Origin of the sequence: Microbacterium sp. 4-7, assembly GCF_014332665.1 — a bacterium.
In the GTDB taxonomy this organism is placed as follows: Bacteria; Actinomycetota; Actinomycetes; order Actinomycetales; family Microbacteriaceae; genus Microbacterium.
Window position 1 is genome coordinate 65,383 of record NZ_MCRH01000008.1, and the last position, 19,858, is coordinate 85,240.

A 19,858-nucleotide genomic window follows, 5' to 3' on the forward strand; every position below is an offset into this window, starting at 1 on the left:
GAGGGCGTTCGCAATGGGGGAGCGACCTCAGGAGCGGTCGTGCTCACCTTCGTGGTGCTCACCTTCGTGGTGCTCGTGGTGCTCGCCCTCGTGGTGCTCGCCTTCAGCATCCGTCGTCGCCTGCGCGTCGGCTGATGCGTCGGCGTCTCCGAGCGGATAGTCCTTCGGCTCGTCCTCGTAGTACGCGCGCGCTGCTGCAGCGAGCATCGAGGTGACGGCCGCGGATCGGGGGTCATCGTCAGACGGCGCGGCGACGTCATCAGACGACTCCGACGCGTCTTCGGAGTCGTGCGCCTCGCCGAAGAACTCGACGCCGGAGTGCTCCTCCGCGCCGCTCTCGGCCGCCGAGGGGACATCGGGATCGGTGGGAGCATCGACAGGGGTCGTGCCGAAGAGGATGTCGTCGAAGGAGGGCTGAGGCTGCTCCTCGGCCGGAGTCTCGTGCTCGGTCGATTCCCCCGTCGAGTCGTCGTCGCCGGAGACCTCGTCACCGCCCGCATGCGCGGCGTCGGAGGCCACATCAGCCGCATCCTCGGCGTCGTTCGCATCCGAGGCGTCCGCTGCGTAGCCGAGCTCCGCCGCGGCGTACTCGATGTCGCGAGCCGCATCCGCTGCATCCGCGGCGGCGTCAGCCTCGACGTCGGCCGCATCGGCCTCCGCGCGTTCGGGGTCGGAATCGGACGAGTCGGAATCGGACGAGTCGGCTTCGGACGAGTCGGCTTCGGACGCAGCGGCGTCGGACGCAGCAGAATCGGGGGCACTCGGACCGGACACGTCCTGAGCGTCGGGCGTCGCAGGGACCGCCGCGAGCGGCGCTGTCGCATCCGCGACCGGCGTCTCAGACTCGATGACCGGTGCAGCCGTGATGGCCTGCGGGGCGAGTCTCCCGCCGCGCACGAGCTCGATGAAGACGTCTTCGAGCGTCGGGCCGCGCTGCACCAGGGTCGCCAGAGCGATGCCGGCCGATGCGGCGATGGCGCCGACGGCGCCAGCATTGCTGCCGCGGACCGTGAGACCCGAGCGGAGCACCTCGACCTCGAGGCCGGCGGCCGAGAGCGCCGCCTTCAAGGCCGCGCGATCTTCGGCGTCGACGACCACGGATCCGGCGGACGGGTCGGCCAGCTTCTCGATGCCGCTCGAGAGGACCAGCTGGCCCTTCGAGAGCACGAGCACGTGGTCTGCGACCTGCTCGATCTCGCTCAGCACGTGTGAGGAGACGAGAACCGTGCGGCCCTCATCGGCGAGGCGGCGCAGGAGGAGGCGAATCCACCGGATGCCCTCGGGGTCGAGCCCGTTCGCCGGCTCGTCGAAGACGAGCGCGCCAGGGTCGCCCAGCAGCGCGTGCGCGACGCTCAGCCGCTGCCGCATCCCGAGCGAGAAGCTGCCGATGCGTCCTTCCGCTTCGTGCTCGAGCCCGACCAGAGAGAGGACCTCGTCGACACGCGAGAGCGGGATGCCGTTGGCCTTGGCCGCGATGGTCAGCTGGCGGGCTGCCGAACGCCGCGGGCGGTAGGCGGTCTCCTCGAGGACGGAGCCGATGGTGCGCAGCGGGTGACGCAGTTCAGGATGTGCGACTCCGCCGATCGTGGCGGTGCCGCTCGTGGCGCGCACCTGACCGAGGAGGATGCGCAGCGTGGTGGTCTTTCCGGCGCCGTTCGGGCCGAGGAAAGCGGTCACGACGCCGGGCTCGACCCGCGCGGAGAAGTCGGACACCGCCGTCACGTCGTTGAACCGCTTCGTGACGTGCGTGAACTCGAGCACCTGTCCGTCGGGCATCTGCGACCTCTCGTTGCAGTGGGCAGTTCTGTCTATCCTGCCGGAAAAGCCGCCGGATCGTGCATTTACCGTACAGACACGGCCGGATGCAAGGCTCAATCCACCGGGTAGCCTGGCAATCGTGACCGAATCCAGCGCCGCTTCCCGGGTCCTCGTCCGTACCGAGGGAGCCCTCGGCAGGCTGACCCTGAACCGACCGGAAGCGATCAACGCGCTCGACTTCGGCATGGTGCAGGAGATCACGCGCACGCTGGAGCGGTGGCGGTACGACACCGATGTGCAGATCGTGCTGATCGACGGCGAAGGCGACCGAGGCATGTGCGCCGGCGGCGATGTGCGGGGACTGCACGCGCAGATCGTGGAGGGCCGATCCGATGAGACGGCGGAGTTCTTCCGCGCAGAGTACGCGCTGAACGCGATGATCGCCGAGTACTCGAAGCCCGTGGTCACCGTCGCCGACGGCATCACGATGGGCGGAGGCGTCGGACTGTCGGGCCACGCGGCCATCCGCATCGTGACCGAGCGGTCGAAGCTCGCGATGCCGGAGACGCGGATCGGCTTCACTCCCGACGTGGGCGGCACGTGGCTGCTGTCACGCGCTCCTGGGCGGTTCGGCGAGTACTTCGGGCTCACGGGGGCGTCGATGAACGGAGCGGATGCCGTACTGCTCGGCTTCGCCGACCATTTCGTGCCCTCCGATCGCCTCGACGCGCTGCGCGAGGCGCTCGCGTATCGTGCCGATCCGACAGGTCCGGCCGAGATCGTGCTCCTGTTCGACGAGACTCCCGATCCGTCGACGCTTCCGGCCTCTCGGGGATGGATCGACCACGCGTTCTCCGCCGACACGGTCGCGGAGATCGTGTCGCGGCTGCGCGCGGACGAGGCCCCGGATGCCGCGGCGACCGCGGATCTGCTCGAGAGCCTGGCGCCCACCGGGCTGGCCGTCACGCTCGACGCCGTGCGGGAAGCGCGTGCGCTGCCGAACCTGCGTGCCGCCCTGGAGGGTGAGTACCGCCGCGTGATGTGGTTCGTCCTGCGGCATCCCGACCTCGTGGAGGGGATCCGGGCGCAGCTGATCGACAAGGACCGCAATCCGAAGTGGAACCCGGCGACGATCTCCGAACTGCCTGCAGACCCCGGCGCCGACGCTCGACACTTCACGCCCGAATACCGCCTCTTCTAGAGCATTTCGATATATCCGCGGTTGTTCGCCGCGGTGCATAAACCGCTGGCCGCGCCCGAAATGGTTCGCTGTGAGCGAAGGTCCACCCACAGGGGGATACGAATGTCCGGAGTTCGTGCCACCCTTGCATGTGCGCGATCGTCGGCCTGCGTCCGCCCGTCGGGAGATCCGCCGATTCATCCTTCCTAGAAAGTCCGCCTGTGCTGGGAAAAATCCTCCTCCGTTATCTCGCCCGCTATAAGTGGCTGCTCGTCGCCGTGCTGGTGTTCCAATTCGCCAGCGCTCTGGCCACCCTCTACCTCCCGCGCCTGAACGAAGACATCATCAACAAGGGCGTGGCCCAGTCCGACACCGCCTACATCTGGCGCACCGGGCTCTTCATGCTCGCCGTCTCGCTCGGCCAGATCATCGCGTCGGTCATCGCGACCTACTTCGCGGCTCGCGCGTCGATGGGTGCGGGGCGCGACATCCGTGCCGACGTCTTCGCCAAGGTCAGCGGATTCTCCGAGCGAGAGGTGTCGCAGTTCGGCGCCGGCTCGCTCATCACGCGCAACACGAACGACGTGCAGCAGGTGCAGATGCTCGCGATGATGGGCGCGACGATGCTCGTCACCGCGCCGCTGCTCGCGATCGGCGGCATCATCTTCGCCGTGCAGACGAACATCGGCCTGAGCTGGCTCATCGCCGTGTCCGTCCCGCTGCTGCTGATCGTCGCCGGTCTCGTCGTCAGCCGAATGGTTCCGCTGTTCCGCAGCTACCAGGGCAAGCTCGACACCGTGAACCGCGTGCTGCGCGAGCAGCTCACCGGCGTGCGCGTGGTCCGTGCCTTCGTCCGAGAGGGCATCGAAGAAGAGCGCTTCCGCGGTGCCAACACCGACATCATGGTCGTCGGCCGCAAGGTCGGCTCGCTGTTCGTCCTGCTGTTCCCGCTGTTCATGCTCATCCTCAACGTCACGATCGTGGCGGTCGTGTGGTTCGGCGGCATCGAGGTCAACAGCGGCACGGTGCAGGTCGGCACGATCTTCGCCTTCATGCAGTACATCGGCCAGATCATGGGCGGCGTCATCATGGCCAGCTTCATGGCGATCATGATCCCGCGCGCGGCAGTGTCGGCCGAGCGCATCGGCGAGGTCCTCGAGACGCAGTCGAGCATGGTGCGGCCGGCCGACGGCGTGACCGACTTCCCGACACCCGGTTCGGTCGCCTTCGACGGCGTCGAGTTCACCTACCCGGGCGCCGACTCTCCCGTTCTCAAGGGCATCAGCTTCGCGGCCGAGCCCGGCGAGACGGTGGCGATCGTCGGATCGACCGGTGCTGGCAAGACGACCCTCGTGTCGTTGATCCCACGACTCTTCGACGTCTCCGGCGGAGCCGTCTTCGTCGGCGGCGCCGATGTGCGCGATGCCGACGTCGAGTCGCTGTGGGCGACCATCGGCCTCGTTCCGCAGCGTCCGTTCCTCTTCACCGGAACGGTGGCCTCGAACCTCCGGTACGGCCGCGAGGACGCGACCGATGAAGAGCTCTGGCATGCGCTGGAGATCGCTCAGGGACGCGACTTCGTCGAGGAGATGCCCCAGGGGCTCGACTCGAGGATCACCCAGGGCGGCACCAACGTCTCGGGCGGTCAGCGTCAGCGCCTGGCGATCGCCCGCGCGATCGTCCGTCAGCCGCAGATCCTGGTCTTCGACGACTCGTTCTCCGCGCTCGACCTCACCACCGACGCCCGACTGAGGCAGGCGCTGTGGCGTGAACTGCCGCACGTGACCAAGATCGTGGTCGCACAGCGCGTCTCATCCATCACCGATGCGGACCGCATCGTCGTCCTCGAAGGGGGCACCATGGTCGGCGTCGGCACGCACGAGGAGCTTCTCGAGACCAGCACGACCTACCGAGAGATCGTCGAATCGCAGCTGGGGGTGGACGCATGAGCGAGCAGGACGCTCCCCGGACCCGCCGCGGTCGCGCGGCCAAGGCTGCGGACACGACCACTGCGGTCGAGCCGGAGCTGACAGACGAAGAGAAGTACGAGGCCGAGCTCGCCGAGAAGGCGCGCCAGGACGGCGGCGGCTGGGACAGCGTCGCTCCCGGAAAGGCCGACAACTTCGGCAAGAGCTTCAGCCGGATGATCGGGCTGCTCAAGCCGTCGGCCGTCTGGTTCATCCTGGTGTCGATCGCCGGCGCCGTCGGCGTCGTGCTCACGGTCGCGGCGCCGAAGGTGCTCGGTGAGGCCACGAACCTCATCTACAAGGGCTTCATCTCCGTGCAGCTCGCGCAGGCGAACGGGGACTTCCCCGGGTTCCCCGCCGGCACTCCGCAGGACGATGTCGTCGCGGCACTCCGCCAGGGAGGGCAGGACGACTTCGCCAACCAGGTCGAGGCCCTCGGCGCCTTCCGTGTCGGTGACGGTGTCGACTTCGACGCGCTGCGGTGGATCATCATCGCCGTGCTGGCGATCTATGTCACCGCCGCCTTCCTCAGCTGGATCCAGGGTTACGTCATCAACGTCATCATGGTCCGCACCATGTGGCGTCTGCGCGAGCAGGTCGAGGCGAAGATCAACCGTCTGCCGCTGTCGTACTTCGACAAGGTGCAGCGCGGTGATCTGATCTCGCGCGTGACGAACGACATCGACAACATCACCCAGACCATGCAGCAGTCGCTGTCCGGCGCGATCACGGCCGTACTCACGGTCGTGGGCGTGCTGGTCCTGATGTTCTCGATCTCCTGGCAGCTCGCTCTCGTCGCGCTCGTGGCGCTCCCGCTCATGGGTGTGATCTTCGGCGTCATCGGCCCTCGCTCGCAGAAGGCCTTCGGCACGCAGTGGCGCAAGGTCGGCCGTCTGAACGCTCGCGTCGAAGAGGCCTTCTCCGGTCACGCGCTGGTCAAGGTCTTCGGTCGCGAGCAGGACGCGCTGGAGAAGTTCCAGGGCGAGAACGAGGAGCTGTTCCAGGCCAGCTTCAAGGCGCAGTTCCTCTCCGGCATCATCATGCCGGCGATGACCTTCGTCGGCAGCCTCACCTACGTGGGCATCGCGGTGCTCGGCGGTCTCATGGTCGCCAACGGGCAGCTGCGTCTCGGAGACGTGCAGGCGTTCATCCAGTACTCGCAGCAGTTCACGCAGCCGCTGTCCGAGCTCGGTGGGATGGCGGCCGTCGTGCAGTCCGGCACGGCATCGGCCGAGCGGGTGTTCGAGCTCCTCGACACCGAAGAGCAGGAAGCGGACGACGCGGATGCTCCGAAGCTCGCCGACGGCAAGGGCGTCGTGGAGTTCGAGAACGTCGCGTTCTCGTACACTCCCGACCGTCCGCTGATCACCGACCTCTCGTTCCGGGTCGAGCCCGGTCAGACGGTCGCGATCGTCGGTCCGACGGGAGCGGGCAAGACCACTCTCGTCAACCTCATCATGCGGTTCTACGAACTGAACGGCGGGCGCATCCTGCTCGACGGTCAGGACATCTCCGAGGTCACGCGTGACCAGCTGCGCTCTCGCACCGGCATGGTCCTGCAGGACCCGTGGCTGTTCGCCGGGAGCATCCGCGAGAACATCCGGTACGGACGCTCGACCGCGACCGACGACGAGGTTCTCGAAGCGGCGAAGGCGACCTACGTGGATCGCTTCGTGCATGCCCTCCCCGAGGGCTACGACACCGTGCTCGACGAAGACGCGTCGAACGTCTCGGCGGGCGAGCGACAGCTGATCACGATCGCGCGAGCGTTCGTGGCCCAGCCGTCGATCCTGATCCTCGATGAGGCCACGTCGGCGGTCGACACCCGCACCGAGCTGTTGCTGCAGCACGCGATGGCGGCGCTTCGACAGGGACGAACCTCGTTCGTGATCGCGCACCGCCTGTCGACCATCCGCGATGCCGACCTCATCCTCGTGATGGAGCACGGAGACATCGTCGAGAAGGGCACGCACGACGAGCTCATCGCCGCGCAGGGCGCCTACTGGCGCCTCTACCAGTCGCAGTTCGAACAGGCGGCGACCGACATCGACGCAGAGGACGCGCTCACCGGCTCGACTCCGGTCGTCATGAGCGGCGACGCCGAAGACGCGGCTGCGTCGGCACAGGTCGGCGTCTCGGTGGGGGCGCAGACTCCCGCTGCCGAGGCAGCGGCCGCGCAGGCAGTGGTCGAACGGCCGGATGCCGGAGGCTCCTCACGCGCCTGAAGCGCCAGAGCGCCTGAAGCGACAGAGCCCCTGAAGTGACAGAACGCCTCGCCTCCCGAATCCCGGGAGGCGAGGCGTTCTGCGTCCGTCGGGCTTTCGCTGGAGGGACGACGCGTCAGCGCTGGTCGGCCGTGATGCCGAGGAGTTCGAGGGGGTGGGTCAGCCGCCACCACGGGCTCGGGGCATCGACATCGTCGGCGAGCGACAGCGACGTCGTCACCGTGTTCAACGGCCCGACGCTCGTCATCGTGCCGACCTCGTCGCCCGCTTCGCGGTTGTCGCCGAGTGAGAAGTCCGTCGAGGCCTCGGCGACGGCGCCGTTCCACAGGACCACATCGGCATCCGCATCCGTGACGACATCGGTGCTCGCGCCCCACGCCGTGGTGACGGTGCCGACGACCGTGCCCTCGGCGACGGCGGGAGTCTGCTGCTCCAGCGCCGTCTCGACCTGCGTGAACAGCGAACGGGTCTCCGTGAGGCGCTGCGAGTCGTCGGCCTGACCGAGAACCGACGCGTACAGATGCACAGTCGTGTCGTCGACGGTGACGACCTTCGCGGTCAACAGGTTCCAGCTGTCGCCGAGCGTGCCGGTCTTGACGCCGACGACGCCGGGGTCCGCCAGCATCCCGTTCGTGTTCACCACCGTGCCCGCACCCGGAAGATCGACCGACGGAGTTCCGACGATGCCGGCGAAGACGGGGTTCTGCATCGCGATCTCGGCCAACGCGACGAGCGACTCGGGTGTGGCCCGGTTGCGGTCGTCGAAGCCCGACGGAGTGATGATCGTGATGTCGTCGAGACCACGGTCGCGCAGCCACACAGCTGCTGCGGCGGTGAACGACGACGGGGAACCCCAGATCTCCGCGGAGAGCCGGTCGATGTAGTTGTTGGCCGATCCGAGCAGCGTTCCCTGGAGGAGCTGGAACTCGGTGAGAGTGCCGCCCACGGGCACGTCGAGCGCGGACTGGTCGGAGCGGCGGTAGTCCCAGTAGGCCAGGTTGTCGGCTCGCGTGAACGAGAACTCGGGGCCCTGCTCGCCCACGGCGAGGGGCATCCGCTCGAGCACCATCAAGCTCGAGACGACCTTGGTGACGCTTGCGATCGCGGCAGCGTCGAGCGACGATGACGTCGTGCCGATGCCGCCGATCCCCACGGCAGCGCTTCCCTGGGCAGGGAAGGTGATCGCGGCAGCGGGCGCTGCGACGGGGGCGAGCTCGACGGCCTGAACCGTCGGCGCGACCTCGTGCAACGGCCACAGCATGGCCGATCCGGCGTAGGTGCCGAGCAAGCCGACGAGAACGCCGAGCGGCACCAGCACGCCGGGCCGGGCGATCGCCGGGCGCAGGTGCGCTCCGGTCAGCAGCGCACCGCCGCTCTCAACGGCCGGCGCGTCATCGAGCGCGTCGGTCGCCGGGTGCTGGGCCACGTCGACCGGGTCGACCCACGTCAGGGGAGTGCCGCCGCTGTCTTCCTCCGCCCACTGCGCGGGGGGAGTCGCCTCAGGAGTGAAGATCGCAGAGACGTCGTCATCCGCAGGAACGGCGGAGGCGGTGGCCTCGGCGGAATCGGGAGCGGTCACCTCCTCACGGTACCGAACTCGTGCGGGGATCCGTGTCGCTGCAGCGGGAGAGGACGAGGGGTGTCGCCTCTGGGTAAGATCGTGGGTACAACCACGGGAGTCCGGCGAGCCGGGCTGAGAGGGAGCGAATCGCGCTTCGACCGTCGAACCTGATCTGGGTCATGCCAGCGCAGGGAGGAGTCACAGATGAGTACATCCACGTCCGGATCCACCACGGGATCGGCATCGGCCACGCAGTCGTCGACGGGCCTCGGTCGCCCGCAGCTCTGGCGCTGGCGGGTCGTCGACATCGTCGTGGCGAGTGTCATCGCCGTCGCATGCGCGATGATCTTCCTGCTCTGGAACGTCGGCTACGAGGTGCCGAGCAGCATCCTGACGCCGCTGCTCCCCGGTGTTCAGGGCCTGCTCGCCGGCCCCTGGCTGATCGCCGGAGTGCTCGGCGGTCTGATCATCCGCAAGCCCGGTGCCGCTCTGTACACCGAGCTGGTCGCCGCGATCATCTCAGCACTCGTCGGCAACGCGTGGGGCCCGCTCACGATCGTCTCGGGCCTCGTACAGGGTCTCGGCGCAGAGCTGGTGTTCCTGATCTTCCTGTACGGCGTCTGGCGGCTGCCTGTCGCGATGCTGGCTGGTGCCGGTGCGGGTCTCGCCTGCGGCATCAACGACCGCATCCTCTGGTACGCCGGCGCCGACACGCTCTTCACGAGCGTCTACATCGTCTCGACGACCATCTCGGGCGCGGTCATCGCCGGACTCGGGGCGTGGTTGATCGCACGAGGCCTCGCCGCCACGGGCGCCCTCAGCCGGTTCGCCGCCGGCCGCGAGGTCACCGCACGGGTGTGAGCTCGCTCACGACGCCCGCCACCCTCGAAGCCCGTGGCTGGGGGTGGCGGTACGCGACGCGACGGCGCTGGGCGGTGCGCGACGTCGACCTGCGCATCGAGCCGGGGGAGCGGGTGCTGCTGCTCGGCGCCTCCGGCTCGGGCAAGTCGACGCTGCTCCAGGGGTTCGGTGGGGTGCTCGGCGGTGCGGATGAGGGCGAGGCGCACGGTGCGCTGCTCGTCGACGGCGTGCCGCCCACCGACGCCCGGGGACGGGTCGGGATGGTCCTGCAGGACCCCGATACGCAGACGATCCTCGCGAGGGTCGGCGACGACGTCGCCTTCGGCTGCGAGAACCTCGGCGTACCCCGAGACGAGATCTGGCAGCGGGTGCGCGCGGCGCTGGACGCCGTAGAGCTCGACGTCGCCCTCGATCGATCCACGGCCGCGCTGTCGGGCGGTCAGAAGCAGCGCCTCGCCCTCGCCGGCGTGCTCGCGATGCGACCGGGTGCCATCCTGCTCGACGAACCGACGGCGAACCTCGACCCCGAGGGGGTGCGGGACGTACGGGATGCCGTGGCCGCCGCCCTCGATGCAACGAGTGCGACCCTCGTGGTCATCGAGCATCGCATCGACATCTGGCTGCCGCTCGTGACCCGGGTGATCGTGCTCGGCGCCGAGCCGGATGGAACGGTCGTGCTCGCCGACGGCAGCCCGGACGCGGTCCTCGGCGCTCGGGGCGCGGAGCTCGCGGCATCCGGTGTCTGGGTTCCCGGGCACCCGCCCGCCGTCCCGCCCGCACCGGCGCAGTGGCCGGGAGCGACGCTGCTGGAGGCCCGTGGTCTCACCGTGTCTCGCAGGCGCGGGCTCGCCGTCGCCGGTCCGTTCGACGTCGATGTGCGTGCCGGAGAGGTGCTCGGGGTCACCGGTGCGAACGGCGCAGGCAAATCGACGCTCGGGCTCACGCTCGCGGGATTGATCCCGGCCGAAGAGGGTCGGGTCGCCGCTCTGCCGCCCCTCGCCGCCGGAGAGAAGCCGGATCCCATCCACTGGTCGTCGCGCGCCCTGCTCACGCGCATCGCGTCGGTCATGCAGACGCCCGAGCACCAGCTGCTCGCCAAGACCGTGCGCGACGAGCTGTCGGTCGGGCCGCGGGCGCTGAAGCTGCCGGACGCCGAGATCGCCTCCCGAGTCGACGACCTGCTCGAAAGACTGCGGCTCACCTCGCTCGCCGCCGCCAATCCCTACACCCTGTCGGGCGGAGAGAAGCGGCGGCTCACGGTCGCCGCCGCCCTCGCCACGCGGCCCCGGATGCTGGTGCTCGACGAGCCCACCTTCGGGCAGGATGCGACGACCTGGGCCGAACTCGTCGGCCTGATCGCACGTCTGCGCGACGAGGGCACGGCGATCGTGGCGATCAGTCATGACGAGGCCGTGCTCGAGGCTCTGCACGCTCGGCGCATCGAGGTGGGACGATGATCGATCCGCTGACCGCCCGCGTCGAACGGTCCGGTCCGATCGCCCCGCGCTCGGCCCTCGCGAAACTCATCGCGGCGCTCCTCATCGCCCTGCCCCTCGTGCTGACGATCGACGTGGTGTCGGCATCCGTCGCCCTGCTGCTCGAGATCCCTCTGCTCGTGCTCGCAGGCCTGCGCGCGAAGGAGTTCTGGACCCGCACCGCGGTGCTGTGGATCGCGGCGCCGCTCAGTGCGGGCACGATCGCTCTCTACGGCGCGACCAGCGGCACCGTGCATGTCGAGTGGCTCGTCGTGCGCATCAGCGACGGGTCGCTCGCGCTCGCTGCGGCGACCGCCGTGCGCGTGCTCGCGATCGGACTCCCCGCGGTGGTGCTCTTCATCACGGTCGACCCCACCGACCTCGCCGACGACCTGGCGCAGCGGGTGAGGCTGCCTGCGCGATTCGTCGTCGGCGCGCTCGCGGGGATGCGGATGCTGGGCCTGCTCGTCGACGACTGGCGGGCGCTCTCTCTCGCGCGGCGTGCGCGCGGGGTGGCCGACGAGGGGCGGGTCCGTCGTGCGCTCGGCATGGCGTTCGCGCTGTTCGTGCTGGCGATCCGTCGTGGATCGTCGCTGGCGACGGCCATGGAGGCTCGCGGCTTCGGCGGTGCGGCACCGCGTTCGTGGGCGCGGGAGTCGAGGTGGGACCGACGCGACACGGCGCTGGTCGTCGTCGCGGCGGTGATCCCGGTGGTGGCGATCGCGGCGGCGGTGCTCACGGGTGCGTGGAACTTCATCCTCGGCCCGACCGCCTGACGAGCCCACGACCTGACATCGCCGCCCGAACCACCGGAACCGGAAGCATCCACTCAGCTTTCTCATAGCTGGAATGCCGATGTATTCGCTAGCATCGAGTGAACCCAAGGGGAGTACTCCACCACGGGCGGCTCGTCATTACGGATGTCCCTGCATCCCGGGTCCCCGGTCCTCGTTCTCGAGGATGGAGAAGACCTTGGCGTCGACCTCGTCACGCCTCGTCTTCTGGAGACCTCCTTGAATATCACCCCCCTCGTGTGGATCATCACGATCGCCGTCACGATCGCCTTCTTCGTGTACGAGTTCTTCGCGCACGTGCGAAAGCCCCATGAGCCCACCATCGGCGAGTCCGCCCGCTGGTCGGCGTTCTACATCGGTCTGGCACTGCTGTTCGGCGTCGGCATCGGCACCGTGTCGGGCTGGACGTACGGCGGTGAGTACTTCGCCGGGTACCTGACCGAGAAGGCGCTGTCGATCGACAACCTCTTCGTCTTCCTCATCGTGATGACCGGCTTCGCCGTGCCGCGCATCTATCAGCAGAAGGTGCTGATGATCGGCATCGTCATCGCGCTCATCATGCGCGGTGGATTCATCGCGCTCGGCGCCACGCTGATCGAGAACTTCTCCTGGATCTTCTACCTCTTCGGTGCGCTGCTGCTGTTCCTGGCCTACCGCCAGGCGTTCGCACAGGGCGACCACAACCCGGCCAACGGCCGATTCATGCGCTTCGTGCGCCGTATCCTGCCGGTGAGCGACGAGTACAACGGCGACCGTCTGACCGTGCAGCGCGACGGCAAGCGATTCTTCACGCCGATGTTCCTCGTGATCATCGCGATCGGCTTCGTCGACCTGATCTTCGCGGTCGACTCGATCCCCGCCATCTACGGTCTGACCGAAGAGGCCTACATCGTCTTCACGGCCAACGCCTTCGCCCTCATGGGCCTGCGCCAGCTGTACTTCCTCATCGGCGGCCTGCTGCAGCGCCTCGTGTACCTCGCGCAGGGCCTCGCGGTCATCCTCGCGTTCATCGGCGTCAAGCTCGTGCTGCACGCGATGCACGTCAACGAGCTTCCGTTCATCAACGGCGGAGAGCCGATGCTGTGGGCGCCTGAGATCCCGATCTGGTTCTCGCTCGTCTTCATCGGCGCGACGATCGCCGTCGCCACCGTCGCGAGCCTCATGAAGACGCGACGCGACGACAAGCGCGACGCGCTCGACACTCCTGATCCGTCCAGCTCTGTACCGCTCACCACCGACACCCAGAAGGAACACTCGTGAACCAGTCGCGCCGCTCCGACGCGTCCGCAGACCCCGACAGACCCGGCGCCCGAATGACCTCGGGCACCCCCGCACCTCGTGAGGTGGCCCGCTGATGGGCGACCTCGCGGTGAACATCGCTCTGGTGTTCGTGTTCGTCCTCGTCGGCGGCGTGTTCGCCGCGACGGAGATGGCCCTCGTCACGTTGCGTGAGAGTCAGATCAATGCGATCGCTGCTCGTGGCAGACGAGGCGAGAAGGTCGCGAGCCTCGCTCGCAACCCGAACACCTTCCTCTCGGCGGTGCAGATCGGCGTGACGGTCGCCGGCTTCGCCTCGGCCGCCTACGGTGCGACCTCGATCGCCCCGTCGGTCGCGCCTCTGCTCGAGAACCTCGGGGTCGCCGCTCCGCTGGCTCTCACCCTCTCGACCGTGCTGCTGACGCTCGTGATCGCCTACCTGTCGCTCGTGCTCGGCGAGCTCGTGCCCAAGCGGCTCGCCATCCAGCGCAACGCCCAGTTCGCGTATGCCGTCGCGCCGGTGCTCGACGGCTTCGCCGTGGTCATGAGGCCGGTCATCTGGCTGCTGTCGGTGTCGACGAATGCGGTCGTGCGTCTGCTGGGCGGCGACCCGCACAAGGCGGCGGACGAGCTCAGCGAGGAGGAGCTGCGCGACATCGTCGCGACGCATCAGAGCCTCCCCGACGACGAGCGACGCATCCTCGACGACGTGCTGTCGCTGCGCGGACGTCAGGTGAGCGAGGTCATGCGGCCCCGCCCCGAGGTCGTCGCGCTCGACGGCGCCGCGACGCTCGCCGAGGCCATCGCGGACGTGCGCGAGCTGCCGTTCTCGCGGTACCCGGTGATCGACGCCTCGCTCGACGACATCGTGGGCTTCGTGCACGTGCGCGACCTCTTCGAGGCCGCCGCCGACGACGCGACGCGCGCGGTGCTCGGACTCATGCGTCCCGTCGAGTACGTGCCCTCGACCGCGGGCGTGCTTCCCACCCTGACCCGCATGCGGGCGGCCGGTCACCAGATCGCCGTCGTGGTCGACGAGTACGGCGGCACCGACGGCATCGTGACGCTCGAGGACCTCGTCGAAGAGGTCGTGGGCGAGATCTTCGACGAGTACGACACGGAGGACCGGATGCCGGACGCCGGCGGCGCACTCGACGGCCGCCTCAATCTGCAGGACTTCGCCGAGATCACCGGGATCGCGCTGCCCCGTGGCGCATCGGACACGGTCGCGGGCTTCGTCACCGAGATGCTCGGCCGCCTCGCGGTGGTCGGTGATTCGGTCGAGGTGCCCGGTGCGACGATCCGCGTGACGGCCGTCGATCGTCGCCGGATCTCGGAGATCCGAGTGGCCGTGCACGAGGACGCCTCGCCGACCGACTGAGTCGAGTCTCAGGTCTCGTTCCAGAGTCGGCGGTAGTACTCGAGCCGATCCCGGTCGGGCGCGACGCCATACGCCTCGATGAGCGTGTCCTCCCACCCCGCACCGAAGTTCCACGTCGTGCTCATCGAGGCGACGGCGATGTCCGACCAGCGGTCGGCTGCGCCGAGCGCGGCGAGGTCGACGTGCGCGATCGGGCGGCCGTCGTCGTCGAGCAGCGTGTTCGGCATGCACGCGTCGCCGTGGCAGACCACCAGCTTCTCGACCGATGGCGGCTCGTTCAGGTCGGCCGGCACCGTGACGCCGCGCTCGACCGCGTTCGCGATCCTCCATGCGGGGCTCCAGGTCCAGGGGCACTGCTCGACGGGCAGCGAGTCGTGCATCGCGCGCAGTGCGGTTCCGACCGCGCGAACGGCGGTCTCGGGGTCGTCGATCCATCGGGGGTCCACAGCGCTGCGGCCCGGGAGTGCAGCCGTGACGAGCCACTCGTGCGTGGCGTCCTCACCCTGATCGATCACCTCGGGAACCGCGATCCAACGCCGTGCCCACCGCATCCGCTCCGCTTCGTCCCGCATGTTCGCCTCGGCGTCATGCGGGCCCCACTTGATGTAGCGCCCGTCGTCGGTGCGAAAGGTGAGCCCGCCGATGCCGTTCAGCCATACCGGCGTGAGCGTGGCGCCCGCGGCCAGTGACCGCACGATCGGCGGGATCTCCGTCGTCGTGGAGGGGATGCTCATGGGGCGCTCATCTCATGTTCGAACGTATATCGGTATGCGTGTATTTTTCCGGCTCCGGGTGGCGGGACGCGGTTAGTCTCAGTCGCGGTCGCCGTCGGCGGCCGCATCATCCATCCCACTCGACACATCAGAGGTCTTCGTGCGCGTTTCGTCCCGGTCACAGTGGTGGCGGCGGCAGGGCAGCGATGCCGATGCCTCCTCGTCCGCATCCGCGGCTCCCGAGGTCGCACCCGGTGCCGATTCCGGAGCCGATGCCGCTCACGCTACCGCGGTCGGGCTGCCGAAGGCTCCGGCGATCTCGTCGCAGGAATCCGGCGAACGGGATCTCGACCAGTTCGTCGAGTGGATCTGGAGCGGCGACGCCCCGGCATCCGCACAGGCACCTGACGCCGGCGTCGAGAGCACACGCATCACCATAGAGGAGCAGTACAACATGAGTTCACTTGACGACGCCCTGCAGCAGCTGCTGGCCATCGAGGGCGCCACCGGCGCCGCGATCGTCGACTACGGCAGCGGAATGGCACTCGCCCAGGGCGGCAACCCCTCATTCGACCTGGGGATCGCCGCCGCGGGCAACTCGAACGTCGTGCGCGCCAAGCTGGCGACGATGCGCGACCTCGGCATCACGGATGAGATCGACGACATCCTCATCACCCTGAGCTCGCAGTATCACCTGATCAACGTGCTCAACACGACCGGTGCGAGCGGGCTCTTCATCTACCTCGTGCTCAACAGTGCGTCGGCGAACCTCGCGCTCGCACGCCACAAGCTGAAGGGCATCGCCGCGCAGATCCAGGTCTGATCTCGCGAGTCATTCCGAAGGGGCGGGGCCGTCATGGCCCCGCCCCTTCGACGTGCGCGGCGTAGGCTCGGGGTCGACACCGTCGCGAGGCCTCTGGCGATGTGTCGCCTGAAACTCGGAATCAGCTAAACTGACACTGAGTCGCACACGTTTCGAAGGAGAACCGCATGCAGATCCAGGGCTCGAGTGCTCTCATCACCGGCGGTGCGTCCGGTCTGGGCCTCGCCACCGCGCGAACGCTCGCCGCCGCCGGCGCCGTCGTCACCATCCTCGACCTGCCCTCGTCGGCCGGTGCCGAGATCGCCGCAGACCTCGGCGGGGTGTTCTCGGGCGGAGACGTCACGAGCGCTGAGGATGCCGCTGCCGCCGTGGCCGCAGCGCAGGCCGCCGCTCCGCTGCGGATCGTCGTCAACTGCGCGGGCATCGCCCCGCCGGCGAAGGTGCTCGACCGCGAGGGCAACCCGGCCGTGCTCGCCGACTTCGAGCGCGTCGTCCGCATCAACCTCGTCGGCACCTTCAATGTCCTCTCCCAGGCCTCCGCCGTGATCGCGAAGAACGACGTGACCGACACCGGCGACCGTGGCGTCATCGTGAACACCGCGAGCGTGGCCGCTTTCGACGGGCAGATCGGCCAGCCGGCATACTCGGCCTCGAAGGGCGGCGTGCACGCCATGACGCTTCCCGTCGCTCGCGAGCTCGCTCGTTACGGCATCCGCGTCTGCACGATCGCTCCCGGCATCATGGAGACCCCGATGCTGATGGGCCTGCCGCAGGCGGCGCAGGACTCGCTGGGCCAGCAGGTGCCGTTCCCCTCGCGTCTCGGACGCCCCGACGAGTACGCCTCTCTCGTGCAGCAGATCGTCGAGAACGGCTACCTCAACGGCGAGACGATCCGCCTCGACGGCGCGATCCGCATGGCACCGAAGTAAGCCCGAACCCCGCAGTCCCGAAGCCCCGATGCTCCAAGGAGAATCCATGTCACTGGCAGGCAAGACCATCCTGATGTCCGGCGGCAGCCGCGGCATCGGACTCGCGATCGCGCTGCGTGCCGCGGCTGACGGCGCGAACATCGCGATGCTGGCGAAGACCGACACCCCGCATCCGAAGCTCGAGGGCACGGTGCACACGGCCGCCGACCAGATCAGGGCGGCGGGCGGCCAGGCGCTGCCGATCGTCGGGGACGTGCGAGACGACGACGACATCACCGAGGCCGTGCTCAAGACGCAGGGCGAGTTCGGCGGCATCGACATCGTCATCAACAACGCCAGCGTCATCGACCTCTCGCGTTCGCTCGACCTCGGCGCGAAGAAGTACGACCTGATGCAGGACGTGAACGTCCGCGGCACGTTCATGCTCTCGCGCGCGGCGGTGCCGATCCTCAAGGACGCCGAGAACCCCCACATCCTGTCGCTGTCGCCGCCCCTGAACCCCACGCCGAAGTGGCTCGGTGCGCACACCGGATACACGCTCGCGAAGTTCGGCATGACGATGGTCACGCTCGGCCTTGCCGCGGAGTTCGCCCGCGACGGCATCGCCGCCAACACCCTGTGGCCGCGCACCACCATCGCCACCGCCGCGGTGCAGAACCTGCTCGGCGGCGACAAGGTCATGGCGGCGAGCCGCACGCCCGACATCTACGCCGACGCCGCCTACGCGGTGCTGCTCAAGCCCGCGGCCGAGTACACCGGTCAGACCCTGATCGTCGAGGACGTGCTCGAGGCCGACGGCGTGACCGACTTCTCGCATTACGCCGCCGTCCCCGGCACTCCCGACGACCGGCTGTTCCCCGACATCTTCCTCGACTGAGGCGGTCTTGCCGCGGGGAGCAGACGGTCAGAACAGCAGGTAGACGGCGCCGGCGATCGTCAGCACGATCACGATGCGGTCGAACAGCACCTGGTTCATGCGCTTCGCGAGGCGGATGCCGCCCAGAGCGCCGAGCACCACGAGCGGCGCGAGCACGGCATCCATGAGCAGCACGTGGCCCTCGAAGAGGCCGAGGCCCGCGAGGAACGGGATCTTCACGAGGTTGATGATCGCGAAGAACCAGGCCGAGGTGCCGAGGAACACCTGCACGGGCGTGCGGGTGGCGAGGAAGTACATCGACATCACGGGTCCGCCCGCATTGGCGACCATGGTCGTGAAGCCCCCGAGAGTGCCGTAGACGCCCGAGAGCACGATGCCTCCCGGTGCGGGCGCCGCGGCATCCGCCCGGTCCTGCCGCCATCGCCGCCACAGGGTGACTGCGATCATCGCCAGCAGGATCACGCCGATCGCCCGACGCACGATGCCGTCGCCCGCGAGTGCGAGGAACGCGAAGCCGGCCAGCAGCCCTGCGAGCACGGCGGGCGCGAGGCGCAGCAGCGTCGGCCAGTGCGCGTGGCGGCGATAGGTGATCAACGCGAACACGTCGCCGACGATGAGCAGCAGGAGCATCGCGGCGGTCGACGTGCGCGCGGGCAGCACGGTCGCGAACAGTGCGATGGCCAGGATGCTGCCGCCGGGGAGCGCGGTCTTCGAGATGCCGATCGTGACGGCGGCGAGGCCGAGCGCCGCCCAGGCGAGGGGTGCGAGTTCGATCACCGGGTCATCGGACGACTCAGCGGCGGGTCGCAGCGAGCGCCGCGGCGAAGCGGGCCGAGCGCTGTTCGATGTCGGCCCAGTCGGATGCAGCGAGCGAGGCGCCGTTCGCGAGGTCGCCGCCCGCTCCGACCGCCACGGCTCCGGCGCGGAACCAGTCGGCGAGGTTGTCGGGGCTGACGCCTCCCGTCGGCATCAGCGGAGCATCCGGGAACGGTCCGCGCAGCGCGCCGAGGTACGAGGGCCCGCCGAGGGACGCGGGGAAGATCTTGACCACGTCGACGCCGAGCTCGAGCGCGCCCATGACCTCGGTCGGGGTCATGGCACCTGTCATGACGACGCGGCCGGTCTCGAGCATCGCTCGGGTCAGAGCGGGCAGGGTTCCGGGGCTGACGAGGAACTCCGCACCGGCATCGGCGGCGAGGACGGCCTGCTCGGCAGTCGTCACTGTGCCCGCGCCGATGTAGGCCGCGTCGCCGTGGCGCGCGATGAGTTCGCGGATCACCGCGGGGGCATCGGGGGTCGAGAAGGTGACCTCGATGCCGGTCACGCCACCGCGGATGATCGCCTCGGACGCCTCGAGTGCGAGCTCGGGCGAGGGTGCGCGCAAGACGGCGAGGACGCCGGCGGAACGGGCGCGGGAGAGGCGGTCGGGCATGGCGAAGACTCCTTCGATGGGGGATCGGCTCCATTCTCCCCGACCGCAGCCTGTAACTACAAGTGGCGCGGGTGTGGCCAGGCCTCGACGACGTCCTTCGCCTGCTTGAGGCCGAGCCCGGTGTGCTCCCTGACCAGCTTGATCGCCTGGATCTTCTGCTCGGCGGCGATGAGCCGGTCGACCTCGGAGGCGACGGATGCCGGCAGCGCGCCCCTCACCGACGACGGCGTCGCCGTGATCGACGAGTGGGCGGCCGAGGCGTTCGAGACGGCCGCGAGGTGCGGTGCCGTGGTGCTGACGGACCAGTGGTCGATCCGGTCCTTGGCCTCCTGCAGGCGCACGCCCGTGTGCTGCCGGTAGAGCTTGATCGCGTGAATCTTCTGCCCGGCCGCGACGAGACGATCGATCTCGGCGATCGCCGCAGGCGTCAGCTGCGATGCCGAGGCGGTCGACGTCGAAGCGGATGCCACGGATCGGGCCATCGTCGGCGACGGGGTGAACACGTGCGGCTCCGGTGCCTTCGGGCGCATCGATCGCAGGGCGGCGCCGATGATCACCACGCCCACGACGACAGCTGCGATGACCGCGCCGACAGCGATGATGATGTCCATGGGGTCAGTCTAGG

At 68.8% G+C, this 19,858-nt stretch carries 17 protein-coding genes and 1 riboswitch; of the genes, 11 read left to right on the forward strand and 6 right to left on the reverse strand.

Going from position 1 to position 19,858, the window contains the following annotated elements; all coding sequences use genetic code 11:
* Positions 1-27: 27 nt before the first annotated feature.
* Positions 28-1,776 carry an ATP-binding cassette domain-containing protein gene (locus BEP68_RS16780; protein WP_187250637.1) on the reverse strand — a complete coding sequence of 583 codons (1,749 nt, stop codon included), beginning with the start codon at positions 1,774-1,776 and terminating at the stop codon, positions 28-30.
* Positions 1,777-1,897: 121 nt separating this feature from the next.
* On the opposite strand from BEP68_RS16780, the gene BEP68_RS16785 reads away from it, so the two are divergent.
* The 3 genes from BEP68_RS16785 to BEP68_RS16795 all read left to right on the forward strand — a co-directional run bounded on the left by BEP68_RS16785 (position 1,898) and on the right by BEP68_RS16795 (position 7,130).
* A complete protein-coding gene (locus BEP68_RS16785) occupies positions 1,898-2,959 on the forward strand; it encodes an enoyl-CoA hydratase/isomerase family protein (RefSeq protein WP_187250638.1) in 1,062 nt (353 codons plus the stop codon).
* Positions 2,960-3,159: 200 nt separating this feature from the next.
* Complete coding sequence (locus BEP68_RS16790) at positions 3,160-4,887, forward strand: ABC transporter ATP-binding protein (protein WP_056280467.1); 1,728 nt, start codon at positions 3,160-3,162, stop codon at positions 4,885-4,887.
* Positions 4,884-7,130 carry an ABC transporter ATP-binding protein gene (locus BEP68_RS16795; RefSeq protein WP_187250639.1) on the forward strand — a complete coding sequence of 749 codons (2,247 nt, stop codon included), beginning with the start codon at positions 4,884-4,886 and terminating at the stop codon, positions 7,128-7,130. The genes BEP68_RS16790 and BEP68_RS16795 overlap by 4 nt, the downstream gene beginning before the upstream one ends.
* A gap of 115 nt (positions 7,131-7,245) precedes the next feature.
* Here BEP68_RS16795 and BEP68_RS16800 read toward each other — a convergent pair whose 3' ends face one another.
* Positions 7,246-8,709, reverse strand: coding sequence for a D-alanyl-D-alanine carboxypeptidase family protein (locus tag BEP68_RS16800; protein ID WP_187250640.1), 1,464 nt, complete (start codon positions 8,707-8,709; stop codon positions 7,246-7,248).
* A gap of 83 nt (positions 8,710-8,792) precedes the next feature.
* A riboswitch (TPP riboswitch) is annotated at positions 8,793-8,902 on the forward strand.
* On the opposite strand from BEP68_RS16800, the gene BEP68_RS18310 reads away from it, so the two are divergent.
* From BEP68_RS18310 to BEP68_RS16825, 5 genes are all read left to right on the forward strand, one after another.
* On the forward strand, positions 8,896-9,552 hold the full coding sequence (locus tag BEP68_RS18310; RefSeq protein WP_053097984.1) for an ECF transporter S component: 657 nt from the start codon (positions 8,896-8,898) through the stop codon (positions 9,550-9,552). Its footprint overlaps the riboswitch before it by 7 nt.
* The gene (locus BEP68_RS16810; protein WP_315985325.1) at positions 9,549-11,009 is read left to right on the forward strand and encodes an ABC transporter ATP-binding protein; all 1,461 of its coding nucleotides are present in this window, start codon (positions 9,549-9,551) and stop codon (positions 11,007-11,009) included. Before BEP68_RS18310 ends, BEP68_RS16810 begins: the two co-directional genes overlap by 4 nt.
* Positions 11,006-11,803: an energy-coupling factor transporter transmembrane component T family protein gene (locus tag BEP68_RS16815; RefSeq protein ID WP_187250641.1), complete on the forward strand. Its 798-nt coding sequence runs from the start codon at positions 11,006-11,008 to the stop codon at positions 11,801-11,803. Before BEP68_RS16810 ends, BEP68_RS16815 begins: the two co-directional genes overlap by 4 nt.
* A 237-nt stretch (positions 11,804-12,040) precedes the next feature.
* Positions 12,041-13,081 (forward strand): TerC family protein, encoded by a 1,041-nt coding sequence (locus BEP68_RS16820; protein ID WP_187250642.1) that lies wholly within the window; start codon positions 12,041-12,043, stop codon positions 13,079-13,081.
* Between the two features lie 94 nt (positions 13,082-13,175).
* Complete coding sequence (locus tag BEP68_RS16825; RefSeq protein ID WP_056280479.1) at positions 13,176-14,459, forward strand: hemolysin family protein; 1,284 nt, start codon at positions 13,176-13,178, stop codon at positions 14,457-14,459.
* A gap of 8 nt (positions 14,460-14,467) precedes the next feature.
* On the opposite strand, the gene BEP68_RS16830 is transcribed toward BEP68_RS16825, so the two are convergent.
* Positions 14,468-15,193: an aminoglycoside 3'-phosphotransferase gene (locus BEP68_RS16830; RefSeq protein ID WP_187250643.1), complete on the reverse strand. Its 726-nt coding sequence runs from the start codon at positions 15,191-15,193 to the stop codon at positions 14,468-14,470.
* Between the two features lie 139 nt (positions 15,194-15,332).
* Here BEP68_RS16830 and BEP68_RS16835 point away from each other — a divergent pair, with 139 nt between their 5' ends.
* From BEP68_RS16835 to BEP68_RS16845, 3 genes are all read left to right on the forward strand, one after another.
* Entirely contained in the window at positions 15,333-15,995 is a 663-nt protein-coding gene (locus BEP68_RS16835) for a hypothetical protein (RefSeq protein ID WP_315985326.1), read from the forward strand.
* 167 nt (positions 15,996-16,162) lie between these two features.
* Positions 16,163-16,924, forward strand: a complete 762-nt coding sequence (locus tag BEP68_RS16840) for an SDR family NAD(P)-dependent oxidoreductase (RefSeq protein WP_187250644.1) — start codon at positions 16,163-16,165, stop codon at positions 16,922-16,924.
* Positions 16,925-16,970: 46 nt separating this feature from the next.
* Complete coding sequence (locus BEP68_RS16845; RefSeq protein ID WP_053097980.1) at positions 16,971-17,801, forward strand: SDR family oxidoreductase; 831 nt, start codon at positions 16,971-16,973, stop codon at positions 17,799-17,801.
* A 27-nt stretch (positions 17,802-17,828) separates the two neighbouring features.
* On the opposite strand, the gene BEP68_RS16850 is transcribed toward BEP68_RS16845, so the two are convergent.
* The 3 genes from BEP68_RS16850 to BEP68_RS16860 are packed head-to-tail and all read right to left on the reverse strand — an operon-like array spanning position 17,829 to position 19,844.
* Positions 17,829-18,578 (reverse strand): sulfite exporter TauE/SafE family protein, encoded by a 750-nt coding sequence (locus BEP68_RS16850; protein ID WP_187250645.1) that lies wholly within the window; start codon positions 18,576-18,578, stop codon positions 17,829-17,831.
* A 16-nt stretch (positions 18,579-18,594) separates the two neighbouring features.
* The gene (locus BEP68_RS16855; RefSeq protein ID WP_187250646.1) at positions 18,595-19,233 is read right to left on the reverse strand and encodes a bifunctional 4-hydroxy-2-oxoglutarate aldolase/2-dehydro-3-deoxy-phosphogluconate aldolase; all 639 of its coding nucleotides are present in this window, start codon (positions 19,231-19,233) and stop codon (positions 18,595-18,597) included.
* A 56-nt stretch (positions 19,234-19,289) separates the two neighbouring features.
* Entirely contained in the window at positions 19,290-19,844 is a 555-nt protein-coding gene (locus BEP68_RS16860) for a ribosomal protein L7/L12 (RefSeq protein WP_053097977.1), read from the reverse strand.
* Between the last annotated feature and the right edge of the window lie 14 nt (positions 19,845-19,858).